A 17,083-nucleotide genomic window follows, 5' to 3' on the forward strand; every position below is an offset into this window, starting at 1 on the left:
CTGCGTGCTGGTTGCCGGCGGGGAAGTTAGCCCAGCAGTACCTGCGGCACAAAAACGTCGTCGGTGCTGAGCAGGCCCCGCAGCACCGGGTGTATCTGCGGCAGCGGCAGCGCCAGCAGCTGGCGCGGAGTAAGCCAGGCCAGCTCACTAAGCAGCTGTTGGCCGGGGGCGTGCTCGGGGTCCTGGCCCAGCTGCGGCGTGGCACCGGGGTCTTCGGTGAGTACCTCAAAGAAAATTTCCAGGGCTTGCAGCTCATCGCGCCGAAACTCGTGCAGGTGCAATTGTCGGTTTACCCGTACCCGCAAGCCGGTTTCTTCGAGAAATTCGCGCTGCAACGCTTCTTTTAAACTTTCGCCAAAGGCCCAGCCCCCGCCTGGCGGCGACCAGAAGGGAGCGTTGTTGGGCAATAAACCCCGGTGGGCTGCCAACAGGATGGCGCCATTGCGAACCAGCAGTCCGCCTACCCGCACCCGTACCAGGCCAGCGTAAGGAGTTAGTAATGAGCTGTTTTCTTGAATAGCAGTGCCAGACATAAAGAATAGGAAAACCCGGATAGCCAGCTGCCTTTACGCAAACTTGCTGCGTAGGGGTATTACTAGTTGCCGTGCTTGCCCAACTGCTGCTCAACTGCCGGTACGCGGGCCAGGCCGGTATCTTTGGGCTACTTATGCAGCCAGTTGAATCTACTTCCGTTACCGACCTCGAAACCCGCATCCGCGAAAAGCTGAAGCGCCAGTACTTTATGCACCTCATCGGGGCCGACCTCACCCGCATCGAGCCCGGCCGCGTCGAGGCCGAGCTGGCGCTGGGCCAGCAGCACCAGCAGCAGCGCGGCTTTGCCCACGGCGGCCTGGTAGCTACGATGGCCGACCTGGCCGCCGGCTTCGCCTCTATTACACTCGTGCCCGAAGGAGTAGGCGTGGTAACGTCCGACCTGAAAGTGAGCTACCTGCACCCCGGCGTGGGCCAGCGCATCAAAGCCATCGGCTGGGTGCTGAAAGCCGGGCGGCGACTGCACTTTTGCGAGGCCGAAGTGTGGTGCGATGAGGTGCTCATTGCCAAGGCGTCGGCCACGATGGCGGTGGTGGAGCCGGTTGTTTAATCAATTTTGCTGGAAATTATGAAACTAGTTTTTACGGTTTTCTGGCTCATACTTGCAAGCCAAGCTTTCAGCCAAAATATTGTTGGATTTTGGCAGGCTAGTGACACAACTATTAGCTCAAATTATCAGCAGCATTATGTTTTCAGTGCCGACAAAAAATTCACTTATACTCCTAGTGGCTATGATGGATTGCAAAGAGTTTTGAAAATAGGTGGACATTATAAATTGCTAGGCAATACGTTATACCTGACGCCGGAATACACGACTGAATTGAAAGGTGGTGTTTTGGAGAGAAGTCATATAACAACGCTTAATGACTCTTGGTCAATTGCGAGTGGGCAAGCGAAAACTTATAAAATCGTTGAGCCAATTCGCTAAAATGTTCAATTTAAGCTTGTTAAGCGTAAAAAAGGCTTGTGCATGTTGTTGGATACTTGGCCTTATTACAAGATAAAAGTCTCGGCTAATTAATCTGATGCTAAAAACCCGCTTCCCTTCGGTCCGCGATTATTTTCCCTTCGAGCCGACCGACGACCAGGCCGAACTATTCGTGCAGCTCGACGAGTTTTTGCGCGACCAGCTGCCGGGGCGCAAGGTGTTTGTGCTGCGCGGCTACGCGGGCACCGGCAAAACCACCGTGGTGAGCGCTCTCGTGCAGTGGCTGGGCCGCATGCAGCGCCGCTACGCCCTGATGGCGCCCACCGGCCGCGCCGCCAAGGTGATGAGCGCCTACGCGGGTGTGCCCGCCAGCACCATTCACAAGAAAATATACCGCCAGACCAGCGGCTCACCCAGTGAGCGCCTCAGCTTTCAGCGCCAGCCCAACCGCCAGGAAGAGACGCTCTTTATCGTGGACGAGGCCTCCATGATTTCGGATGAGAAAGCCTTCGGAGAAAACGGCTTGCTCGATGACCTCATGGGCTTCGTGTTTGAGAAATCGACCAACCGCCTGCTGCTCATCGGCGATACGGCGCAGCTGCCGCCGGTGGGCCAGCTCCTGAGCCCGGCCCTCGACCCCGAGCTGCTGGCCCACCGCTTTCGCGCCCGCGTGGAGGGCGTGGAGCTGCGCCAGGTAATGCGCCAGGCCGAGGCTTCGGGCATCCTGGTGAATGCCACTGAATTGCGGGAGGAATTGCGGGAGGAAGCGCCTAACATTCAGCTGCATACCAAGGGGTTCAAGGATATGTTCAAAATGGGCGGCGACAAGCTGGAAGACGGCCTGCGCTGGGCCTACCGCAACTTCGGGCACGAGAACACGACTATCATTTGCCGCTCCAATCGCAACGCCAACCAGTATAATCAGCTGATTAGACGCACGCTCTTTGAGGCGGAGGAGGAGATTGAGGCCGGCGACTACATCATGGTAGTGCGCAACAACTATTTCTGGCTGCCCAAGGAGTCGGAAATAGGCTTTCTGGCGAACGGCGACTTTTTGGAAATCAAGAAGATAGTTCGACGCGAAGAAATGTTTGGCTGCCGCTTTGCCCAGGCGCGGGTACGGCTGGTCGACTATCCCGATGAGCCCGAGATGGAAGTGAAGCTGCTGCTCGACACGCTGCATACCGAAAGCCCGGCGCTGCCGCGCGACCAGAACGAGAAGCTTTACCAGGAGATTCTGGCCGACTACGCCCACCTTACCAAAAAGAGCGAGCGCAACGCCGAGATGCGCAAAGACCCGTACCTCAACGCCTTGCAGATAAAATTCGCCTACGCCCTCACTTGCCACAAGGCCCAGGGCGGCCAGTGGCAGGCGGTGTTTGTCGACCACGGTTTCCTGAAGCCCGACGAGCCGGTGGGCGGCGAGTTTGCGCGCTGGCTCTACACGGCCATCACGCGGGCGTCGGAGCGGCTGTTTCTGCTCAATTTTCAGCGGCGGCTGCTGGCCGAAGGAGAGGTTGAGGCAACTGAATAAATAGTTGATTGAGAAGTGGAGTTATTGCAGCTGAAGCACGTACTTTCGAGCCGCGTTTTCACTTTTTCATTCCACTCTTTTTTCTGCGGCTTTTATGAAGCACCTGTTACTAGTTTTCGCGTTGCTGCTTACGGCGGGCGCGGCATCGGCTCAAACCCGTGAGATTTATACCAGTCCCAAGTTTAAGGAGCTGGCCAAAGACCATAAAGTATTAGCCATCCTGCCTTTTAAGGCCACCTTGTCGCTGCGGCCTAATGAGGTGGCCAAAAATGGCGGCGCCGAAGGAGTGCACCAGCTGGAGCAGCGCGAAGGGCTAAATGTTCAAAGCGCGCTGCAATCCTATTTTCTGAAGCAAAAGCAGGACAAAGACATATCGGTAGACGTGCAGGATATCGCCAAAACCAACGCCTTGCTGGCTAAAAACAACATTACGGCCGAAAAGCTGCCGGCCATGACGATGGAAGAGCTAGCCCAGCTGCTGGGAGTAGATGGGATTATCTCGGGTACGTTTGAAAGCTCGCAGCCCTTCTCCAACGGCGCGGCTATCGCCATGACCATGGTGGTGGGTTTCAGCGGCTCGACCAATACCGGCAAGCTCAGCATCAATATCCATGATGGAAAAACGGGCGAGCTGCTGTGGAAATACGACAAAAGCCTCGGGCGTGGCCTGGGCTCCGATACCGGCAGCATTATTACGGTGATTATGCGGAAGGCTTCGCGGCAATTTCCGTATTCTAAGGAATTCAAAAGCTAGCCTGGAGGTTTAGGGGGGAGCTTCATCTGGCCTCCAGCCGGCGGGCGTTAGTTTGGCCGCAGATTTGCAAAGGCCGACTTATCGCTTAAATTTGTTTACTCTCAACAACCCTTTTTAACTTTTACCCTGTCATGACGAAGATGCTGCTGCTGGCCCTGGGCCTCACGTTTGCGGGCACCGCTGCCCACGCCCAGGCTGCCAAGCCTGCCAAAGCCACCGCCAAGCCGGCCGGCCCCCAGATTGAGTTTATGGAGGTGAAGTACGACTTCGGGACCATCAAGCAGGGCGACGTGGTGGACCACGTATTTAAATTCAAGAACACCGGCACCCAGCCGCTCGTAATTTCCAACATCGGCGTAAGCTGCGGCTGCACCACGCCTTCGTGGACCAAGGAGCCCGTGCAGCCCGGCAAAACCGGCACCATCTCGGCCAAGTTCAACTCGGCCGGCAAGATGGGCATGCAAACCAAAGTGCTGACTATCGACTCGAACTCGGCCGGTGGCAGCACCACCGTTTCGCTGGTAGGCGAGGTGAAAGAGGCCGCCACGGCTTCGAACAAGTAAGCCGCCGCTGGTGGAAAACCACGTAAAAAATACCCCGGTCGTTACGGCCGGGGTATTTTTTATGCATTATATAGTAAATTTATAATTTGCTTACGGCCAGCAGCAGGCGAATCCAGCCGGCAATCAGCAGCAGGCCGCCGAGCGGAGCCACGGCGCCAAACTTGGTGATGCCCGTGAAGCAGATGGCGTAGAGCGAGCCGCTGAAAATGAGGATGCCGCCCAGCCACAGCGCCGCCGTGGTGTCGAGCGGGTCGCGCAGCTCGGGCCGGGCCGTGGCCAGCACGCCCACCGCCAGCAGCGCCAGCACGTGGTAAAACTGGTAGCGCACGGCCGTTTCGAAGGTGTCGAGGCGGCCATTGGCTTCGAGCATGGGCCGCAGGCCGTGTGCCCCGAAGGCCCCGATAGCCACGGTGAGGGCGCCGAGTAGCGCCGCTAGCTGAAGAATAAGACGGGGAGACATAGTAGAGAAAGGGAAAAAGGAAAACCTGCCTCAAAGTACGTCAGTGCTGACCGACGGGAAGCAGCACGTTACTTTAGCCAGCCAGACCCAACTGGTCAAGGGGTTGGTGCTAACTCCTGACCGGCAGGTCATCCGAAGAAAAATGGAATGGCAGCAAATCGGCCAGCCGCTCGAAGCGCAGCACGGTGCCGGTAGTGCTGGGCAGCAGCAGCCAGATGGGCTGGCCCTGGCGCAGCTCGTATTCGAGCATCACCTGGCGGCAGGCCCCGCAGGGCAGGGCGGCGCCGAAATCGCCAGCGGCCGGCCGCCCGGCTACCGCCATCCCCACGATGAGCGGCGGGGGGCTGGGCCGGCCCCCCGCCAGCCCAAACAAAGCCGTGCGCTCGGCGCAGAGGCCGGACGGATAGGCCGCATTTTCCTGGTTGGTTCCCTGCGCCAGGCTGCCATCGGCCAGCAGCAGCGCGGCCCCGACGTGGAAGTGCGAGTACGGCGCGTACGAGTGGGCCGTGGCAGCGCGGGCGGCGTCCCACACCCGGCGCTCGGCGGGCGTCAGCTGGTTGGGGGTGGTCAGCTCGTGGTAGCGTAGGGTAAGCTGGCGTAGCGTAGGGGGAGCTTCGATAGAGGAGGCAGCCATGGCGGCGGGGTTGAAAATGGGGCGACAAAGAAAGGGAGTAATCCGGCATTTTGGAGCTGGCGTGAAAAGCCCGGCCAGGGCTGGCTGGTATCTTGGCCGGCTTCGCTCCGGCTACCAAACGCCGCCTTCCCTGGCCGGTGTACTTTTGCCGCCATGACCCCACCCACCCGCTTGCTACTGCTCGGGGCCGGCCGCTCGGCTTCATCGCTTATTACCTATATTCTGCGCCATGCCCCGGCCGAGCGCTGGTTTTTGACCGTGGCTGATGCCCAGCCGGCCCACCTGGCGCCGGTGCTGGCCGCGCACTCGCAGTACGCCCGCGCCGTGCCCTGCGATGCGCAAAACGTGGCGCAGCTGCGCCAGCTGGTAGCCGAGGCCGACGTGGTTATCTCGATGCTGCCGGCGTTTCTACACCCGGTAGTGGCGCAGGCCTGCCTCGATTTTGGCCGCCACCTAGCCACGGCCAGCTACGTGAGCCCCGAAGTGCAGGCCCTGCACGCGCCGGCGGCAGCGGCCGGCCTGGTTTTTCTGATGGAATGCGGCCTCGACCCCGGCCTCGATCATCTGTCGGCCATGCGGGCCATTGCTCACATTCGGGCGCGGGGCGGGCGCCTGACGGCCTTCGCCTCGTACTGCGGCGGGCTGCTCGACCCTGCCTCGGAGGGCGACAACCCCTGGCGCTACAAGTTTACCTGGAACCCGCGCAACGTGGTGCTGGCCGGCCAGAGCACCGCCAAGTACTTGCAGGATAACCACCTGCGCGTCATTCCGTACCAGCAGCTTTTTGCCCGCACCGAGGAAATCCACGTGCCGGGCCACGGCGCATTTGAGGGCTATGCCAACCGCGACTCGCTCAACTACCGCGCGCCGTACGGGCTCGACGACATCCCGAGCATCCGGCGCGGCACGCTGCGGCGGCCGGGCTACTGCGCCGCCTGGCACGCGCTGGTGCGCCTGGGCCTCACCGACGACGGTGTGCGCCTCGACAATTCGGCCGCGCTTACCTGGCACGACGTGGTGGCCGGCTACCTGCCCCGCTGGCCCGCCGCCGGGCAGTCGCTGGCCGCGCTCACCGCCGACTACCTGGGCCTGGACCCTCACGGCCCCGAACTGGAGCGCCTGGTCTGGCTGGGTATTTTCGAGCCAAAGCCCGTGGGCCGCGCCAATGCCACGCCCGCGGAGCTGCTGGAGCACCTGCTGGCCGGGAAATGGCAGCTTCAGCCCCACGACCGCGACATGATAGTGATGCAGCACCGGTTTGACTTTGAGCTGGGGGCTGAAAGCAAGCGGCTTACGTCCTCGCTGGTGGTGCTGGGCGACGATGCCCTGCACACCGCGATGGCCAAAACCGTGGGCCTGCCCCTGGGCATGGCCGTGCGCCGCCTGGCACGGGGGGAAGTTGCGGGCCGGGGCGTCGTTATTCCGACCACTGCTGACCTTTACGAGCCGATTCTGGACGAGCTGGCGACCGACTACGGCATTGCCTTCACGGAAGAGGAAACGTTGGTGGGCCCATTTCCCGCGTAGCACCGCATGGAACCCGTAGCTGGAGGCCTGGCGCTGTGCGCTTACCTGGGGCTGCGGCTGCGCCTGCTGGGCCGGCTGCTGCGCGAAATCGGCTGGCTGCGGCTGGCGCTGGTGGGGCCGCTGCTGGCGCTGAGCCTGCTCCAGGCGCTGGTTACCCTGGGCGGCCACCCGGTGGGGCGCTGGCTGGTGCCGCTGCTCACGGCGGCCAGCCTGCTGGGGGCGCACCGGCGGCGGGCCGATGCGCAGTTTCTGGCCATCGCGGCGCCCGACTGCCGGCGCTGGCTGGTGGTAGAATATGGTATTTTATCTATGTTTGTCGTGCTGGGGCTGCTGGCCCGGCGGGCCGGGGGGCCGGCCGCGCTGACGCTGGGACTGGCGCCGCTGGTGGCCTGGGTGCCCCCCGGTCGCGCCGCCACCACGCGGCACCGCTGGCGCAGTCCGTTTCGCAGCGAGGCCTTTGAGTGGGTAGGCGGTATGCGCGCCAGTAAAGGCTTGTGGCTGTGGCCGCTGCTGGTGGGTGGAGCTGCTTGGCAGCGAGCCGCGCCGGGGGTGCCGGTGGCGGCGCTACTGGTTTGGCTGCTGGTGGTGGCCGCCGGCTACGCCACGCCCGAGCCGCCCACGATGCTGGCCCTGGCCCTGCGCACCCCGCGCCAGTTTTTGCGGCGGCGGCTGGCGCTGGGGCTGGGTTACGGGGCGCTCACGGCCGCGCCCTTCCTGGCGCTGCTGGGGGCGGGAAACGCGGGCTGGGGCGCAGCGCTGGCGGTGGGGCTGTTCTGGCTGCTGCTGCTCACGCTGCTTATGCTCAGTAAATATGCGTTTTACCCCAATGCCAGCCATATTCGCACCACGCAGGGGCTGGTGCTGGCCGTGAGCCTGCTCGGGGCCTGGCACCCGGCTTACCCGCCGCTGCTGCTGGCAATAGCCGGCGGGCTGGTGTGGCAAAGCCAGCGCCGGCTGCGGGCCGTGCTGGAAACCAACCACTACTCATCGCCGCTACCGGATGCTGGAGATTAGCGACTTACGCAAAGCCTACGGCCGGCATCAGGTGCTGCGCGGGGTGAGCCTGGCCGTGCGGCCGGGCACTATTCACGGACTGGTGGGCGCGAACGGCGCGGGCAAAACCACGCTCATCAACTGCCTCTACGGCCTGGAAAAAGACTTTGCCGGGCGGGTGCGCGCCACCGAAACAACCCGGCTGGTGCGCGAGGTCGCGGGCCTGGTGCCCTACGAGCCATACTTCTACCCGCGCCTGACGGGGCGCGAATACGTAGAATTTTGCGTGCAGGCCCGCGGCCGGCCCGTGCCCGACCTGCGCGCCTGGAACCAGCTGCTGGAGCTGCCCCTCAACCAGTACGCCGACGAATACTCGGCCGGCATGAAGAAAAAGCTCGCCCTGCTGGCCGTGCTGGTGCAGGACTTTCCTTATCTGATTCTGGATGAGCCCTTCAATGGCCTCGACCTCGAAGCTAACCTGCTGCTCAAGGAAATTCTCCGGCGGCTGCGCGACCGGGGCACCGGCATATTGCTCACCTCGCACATCCTGAGCACGCTCACCGAGGTGGCCAACGAGGCGACCGTGCTGGTGGGCGGCCAGGTGCAGCGCCACTACCTCGCCGCCGAGTTTGGCACCCTCGAAGCCGACCTGCTGGCCGCCCTGCACGGCGAAAAGCTGGGCCAGCTACGGGAACTGCTTTAGCCGGGGCCGTAGCGCAGTCTCTTTGGCCAAAACAGGGTAAAAGCGCTACCTTGGCCTGCCTTTTAGCTGTTATATCCCATGAATTCCCCCGCGCTATCCTACCTCAGCGGCCCCAGCACCACGCCGCTGCTGGGCGATACCATTGGTGAAAACCTGCGGCGCACGGTGGCCCGCTTTCCCGAGCAGGAGGCCCTGGTAGTGGTTCATCAAAGCTACCGGGCTACTTATCAGGAATTGTGGGCCCAGACTACGCGGCTAGCCAAGGGCCTGCTGGCGCTCGGCGTGGCGGCCGGCGACCGCGTGGGCTTGTGGGCGCCCAACCGCGCCGAGTGGGTTATTACGCAGTTTGGCTCGGCGCGGGTGGGGGCCATTCTGGTCAATATCAACCCCGCCTACCGGGCCGAAGAGTTGAAGCACGCGCTTAACCAATCGGGCTGCCGGGTACTGTTGCTGGCCGCCAAGTTTCGCCAAACCAGCTACGTGCACCTGCTGGCCAGCGTGCGTGCCGAGTGCCCGGCCCTTGAGCATGTCGTGGTGCTTGAAGACGACTGGGAAACCCTGCTGGCCGGCGGCACGGCCATCGCCGACGAGGCGCTGGCCGCCCGCGAAGCCAGCTTGCAGTTCGACGACCCTATCAATATTCAGTATACCAGCGGCACCACCGGCTTCCCCAAGGGAGCCACGCTCTCGCACCATAATATTCTGAATAACGGCTTCTTCATCGGCGAAACGCTGCGCTATACCGAAGCCGACCGGGTGTGCATTCCGGTGCCATTTTATCATTGCTTTGGCATGGTGATTGGCAACCTGGCCTGCGTGTCGCACGGGTCCTGCATGGTCATTCCATCGGAGGCATTTGAGGCGCTGGCGGCTCTGCGCACCGTGCAGGATGAGCGCTGCACTTCGCTCTACGGAGTACCCACGATGTTCATTACCGAGCTGGAGCACCCGGAATTTAACTCCTTCGATTTTAGCTCGCTACGCACCGGGGTAATGGCCGGCTCGCCCTGCCCCGAGGAGATAATGAAGCAGGTGCAAACCCGCCTGAACATGCGCGAAGTCACTATATGCTATGGCATGACCGAAACCTCGCCCGTATCGGCCCAGAGCTACATCGACGACCCGCTGGCTAAGCGCGTGAGTACGGTAGGCCACGTTCATCCCCACCTCGAAGTAAAAGTAATTGACCCCGAAACCGGCCACCTCGTGCCGCGCGGCCTGCCCGGCGAGCTGTGCACCCGCGGCTATTCGGTGATGCTTGGCTACTGGGAAAACCCACTGGCTACGGCCGCCGCTATCGACCGCGCCCGCTGGATGCACACCGGCGACCTGGCTACCATCGATACGGAGGGCTACCTCAACATTGTGGGTCGCATCAAAGACCTGATTTTGAGAGGAGGCGATAATATCTACCCGCGTGAGGTCGAGGAGTTTCTCTATACCCACCCGGCCGTAGCCGACGTGCAGGTAATTGGCGTGCCCAGCCTGCGCTACGGCGAAGAAGTAATGGCCTGGGTAAAGCTCAAGGACGGCCACACTGCCTCCGGTACCGACATTGCCGCCTTCTGCCAAAACCGCATTGCCACCAATAAAATCCCGGCTTTCTGGAAGTTTGTAGACAGCTTCCCGATGACGGTGACCGGCAAAATTCAGAAGTATCTCATGCGCGAGCAGGCCATAGAAGAGCTAGGTCTGCAAGCCGCGGCCGCCGTAAAAACGGCGTAGCGCAAACGGCGAAGGCCCGCGCTACAGTGCCAGATAAAACCCCGCCAGCAACGCCCGAAAGGCTGCCGAATAAGTGCCATTGGCTGTTTGAATAATCAGCTCGGCCTGGGGCACTGCGGCCGGGCAATTGGCCCCAAACTGGCTAATGCAGCGCGTAGCGCGCCCACCCGGCCGGTGCCGCACCGTCAGCCGGGCCTGCTCGGCCAGGCCGCCGGCCCGCGCCTCGTTGGCAAACTGCTGCATCTCGGGTGGGGGCAGCAGCACCGTGAGCGAGCCGCCTGGGAGCAGGTGTCTTGCCGCAAAGCCGCTAAGCTCACCAAACGGGAGCGAGCCCGCGCTCTCGTGGCGCGCCGTGGCGCGGGCCGCATCGGGCGGAGCCAGGCTGCCCCGAAAAAACGGTGGGTTGCAAATAATATGGCTGAAAGGCGCCGGCTGGCTGGCCGCGTAAGCCGCCAGACTCAGCGGCCGCACCGTCACACGGTCGGGCCAGGGGCAGGCCGCCACATTAGCGGCTGCCTGCTTAGCGGCGGCCGGGTCAAGCTCGATGGCTTCAATCGTAGCCTGGGGCGCCCGCTGGGCGGCCATCAGGGCCAGCAGGCCGGTCCCGGTGCCAATATCCAGCACGCGGGTAGCTGCGCTAAGGTCGGCCACGGCGCCAAGCACGCAGGCATCGGTGCTCACCTTCTGGGCGCACGCAGCTTGCTCGATGCGGAACTGCTGAAACTGGAAATAGTCGTTAGCCAAGGGGAAGGTTCGAAACAGGGGGTACCACGCGCGGCTTCACCGGAATCCAGATTTCTTCCTCGGCAGCCGGGTCGTCGGGGCGGTAGTGGGCGCTCAGCACCTCAAAATGGGGGCGGTCGTCCAGCTCGTAAGCCGAGGCCGGGAGCCAGTCCAGCAGGATGTAGCGAAACACGGTGGGGCCGTCGCTGGCGGGGCCTTTATAGTCAAATACGGCGTAGAGGCCGGCCGGCAACACCAGCAGCTCTAAATCGGCAGGCACTTCTTGCGGATGGGCCACGGCCACGGCGGCCCATTTCTCGAAGGTGGCCTCGGGGCGAAAGGGCCGGAAGTAAGTCGCGTCGTACACCTGCACCGAATACCGCGCGGAGTCATTGGCAAACGGCCGCGCCCGCAGTCGCTGCCCAAAGCTCCGCCAAAGGACGGCCGTGGTATCGGCCAGCAGCGATAGACGCTGGCGCTGGCCGGCCAGCAGGGTTTCCGGGAGGGTTTTGATGTGCGGCTGCATTAGTACTTCCTGACTCGCTAAAAAACTACCCCAGCGCCTCATACCCCTCATCCACCAGCAGCCCTTTGCCGAGCGCGCTCTGCACGGCCAGCACGTCGCAGCGCTCGTTTTCGGCGTGGCCGGCGTGGCCTTTTATCCACTTGAAGGAAACCTTCCGGTTTTGGTACACGCGCAGGAAACGGCGCCACAGGTCCTCGTTGGCTTTTTTGCCGAAATCGGGCTTGGCGGCCCAATTGAACACCCACTTTTTTTCCACGGCATCGACCACGTACTTGGAGTCGGACACGACCAGGATGGGAATTTCGGGGCGCGTCACGGCCTCCAGGCCCACAATCACAGCCAGCAGCTCCATGCGGTTGTTGGTGGTGCGGCGAAAGCCCTGGCTCAGCTCCTTTTCGTGGGGGCCGTAGCGCAGAATGGTGCCGTAGCCGCCGGGGCCGGGGTTGCCCCGGCTCGACCCATCAGTAAACAGCGTTATCATGCGCGGATGCCTTCAAAAAACTGCACCAGCGCCTCAAACCCGGCGTCGGGCACGGCCGGGAAGTTGGCAATGCGCAGGCTGGTGGCTTTATAGTCGCCGTAGCCCGAGCCCAGGTGCAGGCCGGCCTCGTCGCGGGCGCGGCGCTTCACTTCCTCGATGAGCGCGGGCGGCCCTTGCAGGCCGATAACGGTGGTGGAGCGCGCCTCGGGGTTTTCGATGAGCGGGCGCAGGCCCAGCGGCTGCACCTGCTCGAAGTAGTCGTAGAGCTTCTGGGCGCGCCCGGCCAGGTGCGGGGCAATAGTCTTGATGGGTTCGCGGGCTTGCAGCACGCGGCTCAGCAGGTAGATGCCCAGCACATTGGGCGTGTGGGTGGTCTGATAGTTCAGCATTTGCTTCACCATGGCGTTCAGGCTGTTGTAGTGCGCGCTCTCGCCGATTTCGCGGGCGCGGGCCACGGCGCGGGGCGAGAGCACCAGCAGGCCCAGGCCGGCGGGCAGGCCCAGGCACTTCTGCACCGAGGCGTACCAAATATCTGCTTTTATGAATTTAAGTGCCACGCCGCCCAGCGACGACGTGGCATCGACGGCCAGCAGCGCGGGGCCGAGGCGGTTAAACGTATTGAGAATGAAGTTGTCGCGCAGCTGGGTGGCCGTGCTGGTTTCATTCTGGGTAAGGCAAACCAGGTCAGTTTCCTCCGCATTGAAGGGCAGAGTGGCCGGGTCGGGCACGTCGTTGAGGTCGAAGCGCAGGCCGGTGCAGCCGGGGCGCAGGGCGCGGGCGTAGTCGAACCACTTTTGCCCGAACGAGCCGTTGTAGAGGTGAAACGAGCGGCGGGGCGTCAGGCTCTGGGTCAGGATTTCCCAGCACTCGGTCGCCGACGACGTAAACAGAATGGTATAGTCCTGCGGGATATTGAGCTTGAGCCGGGCCTGGTCGAGGCAGTGGCGCACCAGGCCCGTGAAGCGCTCGGAGCGGTGCGGTACCGACAGCCAGCCTTCCTCGAAAGCATCGGCCAGGTACTGGCGCACTTCGGGATACACCGCCGCCGGGCCGGGATTGAAGGTATAAGTCGGGAGGGTTGCCATAGGGCAAAGGTAGGGCGATGAAAAGCGGTGCGCAGTGCCCTGGGCAACGAATGGCAGCAGCAAAAGCGTGCTGTGGTTGGCCGAATAAGCCTTTTTTGGGGGGCTGTACTACTCTGTCACCTCCAGCGGCAGGTGGCAGGGGCTGGGGCCGCCCGTCCATTCCAGCAGGTAGAGGCCGGCCGGTACCCCGGCCAGCGGCAGGTCGAAGGCAGCCTGCCCGGCCGGGGCCCGCCGGGTGGCCAGGCAGCGGCCCGTGGCATCGAGCAGGCGTACCTGAGCCGTGGCCCCGGTAGCCAGCGGTCCGCTCAGGTGAACGGTGCCCGCCGCCGGGTTGGGGTAAGCAACCAACTCGGTAGCAACCCCCGCTATCATCACTTCCGGCGAAAAAGCTACGTGCCCATCGAGGTCGAGCTGGCGCAGGCGGTAGGCGCGGGTGCCGGCCAGCGGCCGGGCGTCGCGGGCACTATACTGGTGCAGGCTGGGGGTAGTGCCGGCGGCCGCTACGCGTACCACGGGCTGCCAGGCACTGCCCGGCTGGTCGTCCTGGCTTTCCACGATAAAGGCGGCGCTTTGCTGCTCCGAAGCCGTGGTCCAGCTCACGAGCGTGCCCTGGTTGGGCTGGTAGCGGGCCGTAAAGGCCGTCAGCACCACCGGCAGCGGGCAGCCGGCGGTACTGGGCGTGAAGGCCGTGCTGGTGCACAGCTGAGCGGGCGCAATGCTGGTGCTGTAGGCAATAACGTCTTTGCCGCCCGCAATATCAGTTGGTCCGTCCAGCGTGCGCTTGGCCTGGCCGTTGGCAATGGCGTAATTCATGACCCCCGTACTGGAGATGATGTGGGTCAGCTGCTCGCCGTGGCCCTGCTCGTGCAGGGCTACGCTCGGGAAATCATATTCCTGAAAGCCGGGCTGCGTGCTGGGGTCGTAGTGCCAGTTGTAAGCCGGGGTGGGTGGGGTGGCGTTCGGGTTCGCCGGAATGGGCACGGGCGTGTACGAATAATCGGTTTCGTCGAGCCGAAAGTTGGTGCTGCTGCCGGTGCAGCTGCTGTAGTAAGAGTACGTGACGCCCAGCACGCCGGTGCCCAGCTCGGCGCTCCCCGCAAAGCGCACCACGTTCACGCCGTCGCGGGCTGCTACATCGCTGGGGGCCGGCGTAGCGCTCATGGTGCGGTTCATGCCGGTCTGGCAGTGCCAGCTGGTGAGGGCCTGCTCAAACGCGGGCTTGGCCACGGCCGGAAAGCTGCTGGCGTATTGCAGCGTATAGCCGCCCATGCCGTCGGTACCGATAAGATGCACGCGGTAGGTAGTACCGCTCGAATTAACGTTGATAAGCGCATAAGTTACCGTAAGCGCGCTGGGGCTGGTGGCTACCAGCGTACCCGTATTGTCGAGGGCTACCTGAAACTGGCCGGTGCCGGTCGTATTGCCCGACGCGCTTTCCGACGGCACGCGCACCACAATCTGGGTGTCGGTCCAGCTCAGGTAGTCGCTGGCCAGGGGCTGGGTGTAGCTCGTGCCGCCATCGTCGGCATTGGGAAACTGCACGTAGCCGGTGCCACGCGCCGCCCCGAAGCCGCTGCCCGTAATAGTGAGCACGCCCGTAGAGCTGCTCGACGTGCTCGTGCTCGTGCCCGCCGTGACCGAAGCCGGCGAAAAGCCGCTGATGGTGGGGGGCACGGCTTGCAGGGCGTTGGTCTGGCGGCGGGTGGCCCGCTGGCTGGCCGCTCCGCTCAGGCTGCTGTTGGGTTCCAGCTCCTGGTAAGTAGTGCCGGCGCTGGCAATTACGGCATTGTATAGTGAATTTTGAATATTATCGTATCTGCCGAATGGCTCCGAGGCCGTAAGAGAAGCCAGGTCGTACCGGATAAAACCCTGCGGGCCGGCATAAGCCCGTAGCTCGCCCGGCTGGGTCGGGTCGGCTTCGAGCATAAAAATGCCCTGCTGGCCCACTTGCAGCTGCAGCGTGCCGCTGGCAATTTCGCGCTGGGTTCCCAGCGTGCCGCCCACGGTAAGCAGGCTCAACGGCCCGGCGGGCAGCTGACCCCGAAACACCTTAAATACGTCGAGCGTGCTGCGGGTTACGATGTGCCCTGCCGCCTGCTCGGGCTGCTGGCTTACTACGCGGGCCTCTACTACCAGGGCCGCCTGCTGCACCCGTTGGGCCAGGGGCACGGGCACCAGCAGGCAGGTGCCCTGGGCCGGGGCCAGTAGGGGCAGGATGCCCGTCAATAGAAGCAGCAGGCCCGAGCGGACCGAAAGTAAAGGGTATTTCATACAGAAAATAAAGCGGCGTTGCCAGATAATTCCAGCAAATTTACGGCGGCCTTCGCCCTGCAACGGACTGGCATCGGCAATTCTTTTGCAAGTTTCGCTACCGCCGGAAGCCCACCGGCCGGGGCCGCTGGCTGAGCAGGTAGTGCAGCGCCAGGCGGTAGCTTTCGAGCCCGAAGCCGGCGATACTGCCCACGCAGTGCTTGCCGATAAAGCTTTGGTGGCGAAAGTCTTCGCGGCCGGCCAGGTTGCTCAGGTGCACCTCAATTACGGGGAGCCCCGCGCCGGCCACGGCCGCTACGGCATCGCCAAGCGCCACGCTGGTGTGCGTGAAGCCGCCGGCGTTCAGCACTACGCCCTGGCTGGCGGCTTCGCTGCCGGCCTCGCCCCAGCCGGCCGCCGCGTGCAGGCGGTCGAGGAGCGCGCCTTCGTGGTTGCTTTGGAACGAGGTGAGGGTGAGGTCGGGAAAATCAGCCTGCAGCTCGGGCAGAAAGTCTTCGAACGAGCGCGTGCCGTAAATGTGGGGCTCGCGCCGGCCCAGCAGGTTGAGGTTTGGGCCGTTTAAAATTAAAACATTCATATAACTATAATAAAAGCGCGTTGCCGGGCAGTTGCAGCGCAGCAATCGCCGCAGAGCGACTACGTTTGTGGTAGTCTTGTTCAGGCAGAATCATTCTGCTGCGATTGCTACGCTGCACTCGCTAGGCCAGACGTGTTGCTATTGCCCATGAATTGGCCGCAAGCTATAAAACAATTTGACGGCTACCTACGCCTCGAAAAATCGCTCTCGCCCAACTCGGTCGAAGCCTACGTGCGCGACGTGCGCAAGCTGCAGCAGTGGCTGGAGCTGGAAAAGCTCAAGGCCGGCCCGCTGCAGGTAACCACGCGCCTGTTGCGCGATTTTCTGGCCGCTCTCACCGAGCTGGGATTATCGTCGACCTCGCAGGCGCGGACGCTCTCGGGCATCAAGGCGTTCTACGAGTTTCTCATCATGGAAGACCTGCTCAAAATCGACCCCACCGATACGCTGGAGTCGCCCAGGGCCGGCCGCCACCTGCCCGACACGCTTTCGTATCCCGATATCGAAAACCTGCTCGGCGCTATCGACCTCAGCACCAGTGAGGGCCTGCGCAGCCGGGCCGTCCTGGAGGTGCTCTATTCTTCGGGCCTGCGCGTGAGCGAGCTCTGCGACCTGAAGCTCTCGAACCTGTATTTTGAGCAGGGCTTTATGCGGGTGCTGGGCAAGGGTAATAAGGAGCGGCTGGTGCCGATTGGGCGCGAGGCCGTGAAGCACCTGCACTTTTACCTGGGCGGCGTGCGCCAGCACCTGGTGGTGCAGCCGGGCAACGAAGATGTTGTGTTTCTGAGTATGCGCGGCAGGCAGCTCTCGCGCATCACGGTGTTTACGACCATTAAAAAGCTGGCCGAGCTGGCCGGGCTGCGCCAGACTATTAGTCCGCACACGCTGCGGCACTCCTTTGCTACGCACCTGCTCGAAGGCGGGGCCGACCTGCGGGCGGTGCAGGAAATGCTGGGCCACGCCTCCATCACCACCACTGAAATTTACACCCACCTCGACCGCGACTATCTGCGGCAGGTAATGACGGAGTTTCATCCGCGTAGCTAG

General features: G+C 62.9%; 19 protein-coding genes. 10 read left to right on the plus strand and 9 right to left on the minus strand.

Translation table 11 applies throughout. From position 1 onward, the window contains the following. Window positions 1–26: 26 nt before the first annotated feature. On the minus strand, window positions 27–533 hold the full coding sequence (locus F6X24_RS11715) for an NUDIX domain-containing protein (protein WP_151088174.1): 507 nt from the start codon (window positions 531–533) through the stop codon (window positions 27–29). Between the two features lie 134 nt (window positions 534–667). On the opposite strand from F6X24_RS11715, the gene F6X24_RS11720 reads away from it, so the two are divergent. The 5 genes from F6X24_RS11720 to F6X24_RS11740 all read left to right on the plus strand — a co-directional run bounded on the left by F6X24_RS11720 (window position 668) and on the right by F6X24_RS11740 (window position 4,331). After that, the gene (locus F6X24_RS11720) at window positions 668–1,102 is read left to right on the plus strand and encodes a PaaI family thioesterase (RefSeq protein ID WP_151088175.1); all 435 of its coding nucleotides are present in this window, start codon (window positions 668–670) and stop codon (window positions 1,100–1,102) included. A gap of 18 nt (window positions 1,103–1,120) precedes the next feature. After that, window positions 1,121–1,480, plus strand: a complete 360-nt coding sequence (locus F6X24_RS11725) for a lipocalin-like domain-containing protein (protein ID WP_151088176.1) — start codon at window positions 1,121–1,123, stop codon at window positions 1,478–1,480. Window positions 1,481–1,577: 97 nt separating this feature from the next. Continuing rightward, window positions 1,578–3,014 carry an ATP-dependent DNA helicase gene (locus F6X24_RS11730; RefSeq protein WP_151088177.1) on the plus strand — a complete coding sequence of 479 codons (1,437 nt, stop codon included), beginning with the start codon at window positions 1,578–1,580 and terminating at the stop codon, window positions 3,012–3,014. Between the two features lie 94 nt (window positions 3,015–3,108). Next, window positions 3,109–3,768: a DUF4136 domain-containing protein gene (locus F6X24_RS11735; RefSeq protein ID WP_151088178.1), complete on the plus strand. Its 660-nt coding sequence runs from the start codon at window positions 3,109–3,111 to the stop codon at window positions 3,766–3,768. A gap of 131 nt (window positions 3,769–3,899) precedes the next feature. Further along, complete coding sequence (locus F6X24_RS11740; RefSeq protein WP_151088179.1) at window positions 3,900–4,331, plus strand: DUF1573 domain-containing protein; 432 nt, start codon at window positions 3,900–3,902, stop codon at window positions 4,329–4,331. A 79-nt stretch (window positions 4,332–4,410) separates the two neighbouring features. On the opposite strand, the gene F6X24_RS11745 is transcribed toward F6X24_RS11740, so the two are convergent. Beyond that, window positions 4,411–4,791, minus strand: a complete 381-nt coding sequence (locus F6X24_RS11745) for a DUF423 domain-containing protein (RefSeq protein ID WP_151088180.1) — start codon at window positions 4,789–4,791, stop codon at window positions 4,411–4,413. Between the two features lie 109 nt (window positions 4,792–4,900). After that, window positions 4,901–5,425, minus strand: coding sequence for a cytidine deaminase (locus F6X24_RS11750; RefSeq protein ID WP_151088181.1), 525 nt, complete (start codon window positions 5,423–5,425; stop codon window positions 4,901–4,903). Between the two features lie 153 nt (window positions 5,426–5,578). On the opposite strand from F6X24_RS11750, the gene F6X24_RS11755 reads away from it, so the two are divergent. From F6X24_RS11755 to F6X24_RS11770, 4 genes are all read left to right on the plus strand, one after another. Next, entirely contained in the window at window positions 5,579–6,952 is a 1,374-nt protein-coding gene (locus F6X24_RS11755; RefSeq protein WP_151088182.1) for a saccharopine dehydrogenase family protein, read from the plus strand. Between the two features lie 6 nt (window positions 6,953–6,958). Then, entirely contained in the window at window positions 6,959–7,966 is a 1,008-nt protein-coding gene (locus tag F6X24_RS11760) for a hypothetical protein (protein ID WP_151088183.1), read from the plus strand. After that, window positions 7,953–8,648: an ABC transporter ATP-binding protein gene (locus F6X24_RS11765; RefSeq protein ID WP_151088184.1), complete on the plus strand. Its 696-nt coding sequence runs from the start codon at window positions 7,953–7,955 to the stop codon at window positions 8,646–8,648. Before F6X24_RS11760 ends, F6X24_RS11765 begins: the two co-directional genes overlap by 14 nt. Before the next feature lie 78 nt (window positions 8,649–8,726). After that, entirely contained in the window at window positions 8,727–10,373 is a 1,647-nt protein-coding gene (locus F6X24_RS11770) for an AMP-binding protein (protein WP_151088185.1), read from the plus strand. Between the two features lie 21 nt (window positions 10,374–10,394). On the opposite strand, the gene F6X24_RS11775 is transcribed toward F6X24_RS11770, so the two are convergent. The 6 genes from F6X24_RS11775 to F6X24_RS11800 all read right to left on the minus strand — a co-directional run bounded on the left by F6X24_RS11775 (window position 10,395) and on the right by F6X24_RS11800 (window position 16,036). After that, complete coding sequence (locus tag F6X24_RS11775) at window positions 10,395–11,117, minus strand: tRNA1(Val) (adenine(37)-N6)-methyltransferase (RefSeq protein ID WP_151088186.1); 723 nt, start codon at window positions 11,115–11,117, stop codon at window positions 10,395–10,397. Next, window positions 11,110–11,622, minus strand: coding sequence for a GyrI-like domain-containing protein (locus tag F6X24_RS11780; protein ID WP_191906303.1), 513 nt, complete (start codon window positions 11,620–11,622; stop codon window positions 11,110–11,112). Before F6X24_RS11780 ends, F6X24_RS11775 begins: the two co-directional genes overlap by 8 nt. A gap of 25 nt (window positions 11,623–11,647) precedes the next feature. After that, entirely contained in the window at window positions 11,648–12,103 is a 456-nt protein-coding gene (locus F6X24_RS11785; RefSeq protein WP_151088188.1) for a ribonuclease H family protein, read from the minus strand. Continuing rightward, window positions 12,100–13,188: an aminotransferase class V-fold PLP-dependent enzyme gene (locus F6X24_RS11790; protein ID WP_151088189.1), complete on the minus strand. Its 1,089-nt coding sequence runs from the start codon at window positions 13,186–13,188 to the stop codon at window positions 12,100–12,102. The genes F6X24_RS11785 and F6X24_RS11790 overlap by 4 nt, the downstream gene beginning before the upstream one ends. Before the next feature lie 108 nt (window positions 13,189–13,296). After that, window positions 13,297–15,459 (minus strand): IPT/TIG domain-containing protein, encoded by a 2,163-nt coding sequence (locus F6X24_RS11795; protein ID WP_151088190.1) that lies wholly within the window; start codon window positions 15,457–15,459, stop codon window positions 13,297–13,299. Between the two features lie 97 nt (window positions 15,460–15,556). Then, window positions 15,557–16,036, minus strand: a complete 480-nt coding sequence (locus tag F6X24_RS11800) for a type II 3-dehydroquinate dehydratase (protein WP_151088191.1) — start codon at window positions 16,034–16,036, stop codon at window positions 15,557–15,559. Between the two features lie 147 nt (window positions 16,037–16,183). On the opposite strand from F6X24_RS11800, the gene xerD reads away from it, so the two are divergent. Continuing rightward, window positions 16,184–17,083 carry a site-specific tyrosine recombinase XerD gene (xerD, locus tag F6X24_RS11805; protein ID WP_151088192.1) on the plus strand — a complete coding sequence of 300 codons (900 nt, stop codon included), beginning with the start codon at window positions 16,184–16,186 and terminating at the stop codon, window positions 17,081–17,083.

The sequence above is a fragment of the Hymenobacter baengnokdamensis genome (assembly GCF_008728635.1).
GTDB lineage: Bacteria > Bacteroidota > Bacteroidia > Cytophagales > Hymenobacteraceae > Hymenobacter > Hymenobacter baengnokdamensis.